General features: G+C 67.3%; 2 protein-coding genes and 1 pseudogene. 1 reads left to right on the forward strand and 2 read right to left on the reverse strand.

Annotated elements, in window-relative coordinates; translation table 11 throughout:
* Positions 1-1327: 1327 nt before the first annotated feature.
* Together BJEO58_RS14480 and BJEO58_RS14485 are read right to left on the reverse strand one after the other, a co-directional pair.
* Positions 1328-2652: pseudogene (locus tag BJEO58_RS14480) on the reverse strand (ISL3-like element ISPfr2 family transposase).
* 991 nt (positions 2653-3643) lie between these two features.
* Complete coding sequence (locus tag BJEO58_RS14485; protein ID WP_003941073.1) at positions 3644-3955, reverse strand: putative quinol monooxygenase; 312 nt, start codon at positions 3953-3955, stop codon at positions 3644-3646.
* A 107-nt stretch (positions 3956-4062) separates the two neighbouring features.
* On the opposite strand from BJEO58_RS14485, the gene BJEO58_RS14490 reads away from it, so the two are divergent.
* On the forward strand, positions 4063-5004 hold the full coding sequence (locus BJEO58_RS14490; protein ID WP_101590165.1) for a GlxA family transcriptional regulator: 942 nt from the start codon (positions 4063-4065) through the stop codon (positions 5002-5004).
* The last annotated feature ends 1139 nt before the right edge of the window (positions 5005-6143 follow it).

A 6143-nucleotide genomic window follows, 5' to 3' on the forward strand; every position in this document is an offset into this window, starting at 1 on the left:
ATCCAGACCTTCGAGTGAAAGTTGCCGACTGCCGTTCCAGTGGTACCAGGCGACTGCGGTTCGTATGCGACCGGCCGTCCTGTTCTCTTCGGTGTTCCCGTCGAGCAACAGATGTAAATCTATGCCACCGCAGTGCGAGAGCGCAAATCGCGGCAGTGTGTTTCACGTCGCAGAAGAATCGACGGGCTCGAGAACCACGCAGGGAAAGCGGATGATATCCCGTCATGGATCCCGCCACCGTCTCAGGGATCGTTCCGCGCCGCACAGATCAGATCTGCCTCGTGGACGGGTGCTTCATCTCCGGGACGCCCGTTCCCCTGCACCACATCGCCGACGCCTGTTCCGGTCAGAGACGTGCCGGCCCGGTGCTTGAGGCGGACAGTCTCCCGAGTCCGTGAAGCCGGCCTCCACAGAGCGAATTCAACGAGCGGCTGGGCTGCTCGCAACAGCGCTCCACTCCCCGACACCGCCAGAGCCAAGAGCCAAGAGCCCAGAGCGCAAGCCGAAGGTCGTCTGACGCCACAACGAGTCAACGAGCCGGACCAGCTCTCTTCGCGCCACTCGGCTCACACGCTCCGACCAGTGCCCGGAATGGCTGCTCCGCCTGCAGTCCGGACTTGAACGATCACGGGGATGTCGTCTTCGAAGCGGAGCTGGACACCGCGCGCGAACCAGACATCTCACGGGCGAGCTGTGCCAGAAGCCGTGTCGAATCCGGGAGTGCTTCTGCACTGATCGTCCCTGTCACCCGCGGGGCAAGGCGCTCTCCGCCCCTGGGCGCCGGCGGGTGGCTGCGGCCGCGCACGGCGCCCAGGCCGATCGGATCAGCCCAGGCCGATCGGATCAACGGGGCACGGGCTGAGCGTCGAGCCGAGTGCTGCACAGTCCACGCGCGGCCGACGACCAGTGAGGAGGCCGACGCGGACCTCGCCCATGACCTCGGCGATAGCGTTCTCGCTGACCGCTCCGTCGCGACAGCAGGTCCCTCCGGTTCAATCAGGGGACTTCCTGCCGTGTTGTCCCAACTCGCGCGGTGTGCCACTGGCGGTGCGTCGGGGACCTCGCGCATCGGTGACAGGCGAGAGCGCGTCGAGGGCTGTCGCACAGCGCCGCATAGATGTCCTGTCCGGGGACATTGATCAACGACGAGGCGTGCCGCTTTCCATCCATGGGTGGGCTGACTGTCTCTCGGCCAGATCCCTGACGAGCTGATTGATACGTTCGAGGCCCGCCTCCGGGGCAAGTATCTCGATATGGGCGCCGCATTGGAGGAGCTGCCGCATCGTGGGGCGTTCCTTCTGCGCAGCCCACATGGCGCGAAAGGGGCTCATCCCAATCGGGGGTGTAGAAGTTGGGGTCTGAAGCCGCCGGTCTCGAGCAGGCTTCGGGCGATGTAGTTGGTCAGGTTGCGGAACCCGAGTGCGGAGCCGCGCAGGTGTTCGAGCCGTCCGTTGAGCGCCTCGGTCGGCCCGTTGCTGGTGCCGGGTCGTTCGAAGTAGGCGAGCACGTCAGCGGCTCGCTTCTTCAGGGTCCGGCCCAGGGTGGTGAGCTCGGTGAGCACCTTGGGGACGCCGGCGCTGAGGTCGGTGATCAGCTTCTCCATGAGCTCGCGGCCACGTTGCCGGTCCTCGTGGCGATAGGCGGCGATCATGCGCTGGTAGACACCCCAGGTCGCGTCGACCTCGACGTGAGCGTCATCAACGAACAGCGCGCGTAGCCTGTCGCTCTGCTTGTCGGTGAGCAGGTCCGCGCCGGTGTGCAGCGTGCGCCGCGACTTGTAGAGCGGGTCGTCCCTGAACCCACGGTGCCCGTGGATCGCGAGTTGGACCCGGCGCCGGCACCTGTCGAGGGCGTCACCGGCCAAGCGCACGACGTGGAAGGGATCCATCACCGTGACCGCGTCCGGGATCTCCTCTGCAGCGGCGGTCTTGAACCCGGTGAAGCCGTCCATCGCGACCACCTCGACCGCGTCACGGAAGGCGTCGTCGCGGTCGGCGAGCCAGGTCTTGAACGCCGCCTTCGACCGGCCCTCGACCATGTCCAGCAGCCTTGCTGGGCCGGCGCCATCGCGGACCGGGGTGAGGTCGATGATCACGGTGACGTACTTGTCGCCACGCCTGGTGTGGCGCCAGACGTGCTCATCGACGCCAATGACCTTCACGCCCTCGAACCGCGTGGGTCGTTGATCAGCAGCCGCTTGCCTTCGGCCAGGACCGCGTTGTTGGCGGTGTCCCACGCGACCCCGATTCCCTCGGCGACACGGGCGACGGTGAGGTGTGCGACCACGATCCCTTCCAGCGCCCACCGCAGCCCGGTGCGCGAGAGCTTCGCGCGTGGCTCCGCCGCGGCGCTGGTGTCTTGGCGCCACACGTGTCCGCAGTCGGCACAGCGGTAGCGGCGCACTACAACTTCCAGCACGGTCGGTCGCCAGCCCAGCGGCTCGTGGGCCAACCGCCGGATCACGGTGTCACGAGCAGCGCCTTCGCTGCCGCACCGTCGGCACCACTGATCTGGTTCCACCACGCGGCACGCGAGGACCGCACGATCCGGTTCACGTCGTTGCCCGGTCACGCTCAGACCGAGGCCGTCGAGTCGAGCGAAGGCGGTCAGGTCAGGGCGGCCGAAGCCGGCCGGCGGGGTAGCGTCGGACACGTCGAGGTCTTTCGGATGGATGGCGTAGGAACCTCCGTCGTCGGGAGACCTCGACGTCTATCTGCGGACCGACGCGCCCGGCCGACCTACACCGTCATCTGGGAAGACCCCTGAAACGTCTTCGACGACGACGGGACCGGCTAGGAGGAGGGCGCGGTGAGCTAAAAGAATGGAGCTTGCTCGGCTTCGACGCCGCCGCAAGCTCCGGTGAAACGGTCGGTACTGGTCGGTCGTCGTCGGTCACCACCGGATGGCGGCGCCCCCACTCTCGGCGTTTGCGCAGGTCAGCGGCTCGTTCGCCCAGTGGGCGCATCAAGCGATAGACGCAAAGCCGACGTGATTAGGTCGTCGGTTCGATTCCGACAGGCGGCTCTGGCGAACAGCCCCTGACCTGCGGAAACGCAGGGCAGGGGCGATTCGGTTCTGGTGGTCGCGCGATGCGCTGGCCTCACGGCTCTGCCCGACACCGACGTCGCTCTCCTCTGCGACGGACCCCTCGCCGGCCGAGCGCTCGCGGCCGGCATCCTGTCCGTGTGCCGATAGGCCTCGCTCCGCTCGGCAACGCGGCGTGGCGTTGTGTCGCGACCTGGACGTGCGAGGTGTCAACGGTGCGTCGGCGCAGCGATCGTTGTGTGCGCAGCGAGATGTTCCATGCCGCACGGGCGACGCGCACGAACGCAACCCCCCGGAACGCCAACGACCCGTCATCGCTGCGACGCGCAACGCGTCTCCCGTCACGGCAACGGATCGCAACCAAGACCCGCCCACGGCGCCTAGCGGGACGGAGGGCAAGTTGACACAGTAGCGCTGCCATGGAACCGCGCTGGCTCTCTCGATGACGACCGGTGAACCAGTGCCGCTCCAGGCTTGCGCCTGGTGTTGCCTGGCCCCCCTCGTGATCGGCCCGTCGGGGATCGTCAACGTGGTGCGGGTGTCGAGGCGGTCGGGTCCGACGGCTCGGCGGGGCGCGATCGTCTCGTGCGTTGGCGGACTACGGGAGCTTGGACGCGAGGACGTCGGCCGCCAGGATCTCGGGTGCTGCGCCGAGGAGGTGCTGGTTGGCCATCAGGGCTGCGACGATGGCGCCGTTGGCGTGGGCGTCGCGAGCGGCCTCGTCGGGGAATGCATCGAAGATCCAGAAGGTGTCGGCGTGGGTCCTGACCGCGAACCAGACAATCGTTCCTACTTCTTCGTTGGCGAGTGCGACAGCGCCGGCGAGCAGATCGGCGAGCGCGTCGTGCTGTCCATCGGCCGCGACGATCTTGGCGACGAAGGCATACGGAAGTGATGCGGGTGTGGACATGAGGGGTTCTCCTTGAAGTCGGGGTTCTTCGTGGGGCGAGTTCAGCGTATGACGAGCGAGGGCCGATGGGGAGTGGCGTATACGACAGTATTGCTATTGTTTACGTCATGCGTATCGGACTGATCGCGATCGACGGCTGCTTCGGTTCGGCTGTCGCGTCGGTCATCGACATCGTGCGGGTGGCCGACGGAGCCCGCGGCGATATCGACCCGCGGATCGACCCGATCGAACTCGCCATCCTCGGACCGAAACGGCGAGTGACCACGACGGCATCGATGACCCTGTCGGTTGACCACCCGCTGTCGGAGTCCGGAGAGTTCGACGTGGTCGTCGTCCCTGCGCTTGGAACCCTCACGGCCGCCGCTACCCACGACGCCCTCCAGAGCCGAGATGCTCGTTCGGTCATCGCCTCGCTCGGGCGCCTCGACGACGCGACCACCCGGATCGCCGCGGCGTGCACCGGCGTGTTCGCCGTCGCCGAGACCGGACGGATGCATCATCGGCGGGCGACGACCAGCTGGTTCCTGGGGCCGGAGTTCCTGAAGCGCTATCCGACCGTCGCCCTCGATCTCGACACCATGGTCGTCGTGGACGGGAACCTCGTCACCGCCGGCGCCGCGTTCGCCCACATCGACCTCGCGCTCTCACTCGTGCGATCGATCAGCCCCGACCTGGCCCAACATGTCGCCAAGCTCCTCATCATCGACGAGCGTCCGTCGCAGGCGGCTTTCGTCGCCTACGAACATCTCCGGCACGAGGACCCGATCGTCGTCGAGTTCGAACGCTTCGTGCGCGCCCGCCTGGACGAACCGTTCAACGTCGCCTTCGTCGCGCAGTCGCTCGGCACCAGCCGGCGCACCCTCGAACGACGAGTCCGTGCGGCGCTCAACCTCACTCCGCTCGGCTTCGTCCAACGGCTTCGCATCGAACGAGCTCGGCACCTCTCAGCAACCACGGACCTCACCTCCGCCGAGATCGCGCTACGGGTCGGCTACGCGAACGCCGAGACTCTGCGCTCCCTCCTGCGCAGGGAGCGACGCCGTTCCTGACCTATCGCCATGCCTGTAGCCGGTGTCCTAGCGCTCGGTTGGAACCACCTCTCAGCACGTCGCGTCGACGCTCCTGCGTCGCCCCTGGACGACCCACTCGACACGCCCGCAGCACAGGCCATGTGACGTGCCCCGGCTTCCCGGCCGGTCGGGGTTGGGTGGCTGTGATGTCGCTGCGTTCTCGTCGAGGGGGTCAGCAGACCCGATCAGGGTCGATTGGGATGAGACGCGAAGGCGGTCAGGTCAGGGCGGCCGAAGCCGGCCGGCGGGGTAGCGTCGGACACGTCGAGGTCTTTCGGATGGATGGCGTAGGAACCTCCGTCGTCGGGAGACCTCGACGTCTATCTGCGGACCGACGCGCCCGGCCGACCTACACCCTCATCTGGGAAGAGACGCGAAAGGTCTGAGCTGGGCGGAGAGCCGCCGGCGCATAGAGCGTCGCGCAGGCCGAGAGCCATTCCAGAGCGAACAGCCGGCCGGGCCCTGGCCATCGGTGATGAGGGACCAGCGGCCCCACGTCGCCTCAATCCCGTACGGGTCGACCACCCGCGTCGAGGCCTGCCCCCTCGGTACTGCGCCGGTAGTCGATGCGCATCCGGCGTCGTTGTCGCAGTGCCGGCGCGAGGTCCGCTACCGTCCACCCGCACATTCGAGTCGGCACGCCACGCGCTGCTGTCCACCAGGACCAGATCCGACAGTCGCGGCAGCTACGGGGCACCGGGAGCTGCGGTCTGGCCGGCGACGATCTTCCGTGGGGCCGAGTCACGCATCGCAGACAGACCCACACTCTCACGCTGTGCGCTGTCCAGACCCGCACCGGAGGGAGCCTCGAGGTCTGGTGGCTCCGGGGGGGGCGTTGAGCCGAAGCAGGTTCGACGTTGCGCCCGGCGTCCAGTTCGCGCTGTGAACAGGACGCAGCGAGAACGCGCGCCCGAGCAGCCCTCGCACGTGCGAGGGCGGGGTCATACTGCCGGGACCGGCAACGGAGGTGCGTACCTGCCACGACACGGGCCCTGAGTTGCACAGGTCGGGGCGATTTTGAGCTTTGCGCGATCATCGACGCTGGTGACAGGTCCGGGTGCCGTGGTTTTTGGTAACTAATGCGGCTCGTAGACTGGGTGGATGGCCCCGTTTCTGCG

Source organism: Brevibacterium jeotgali (assembly GCF_900169175.1).
GTDB lineage: Bacteria > Actinomycetota > Actinomycetes > Actinomycetales > Brevibacteriaceae > Brevibacterium > Brevibacterium jeotgali.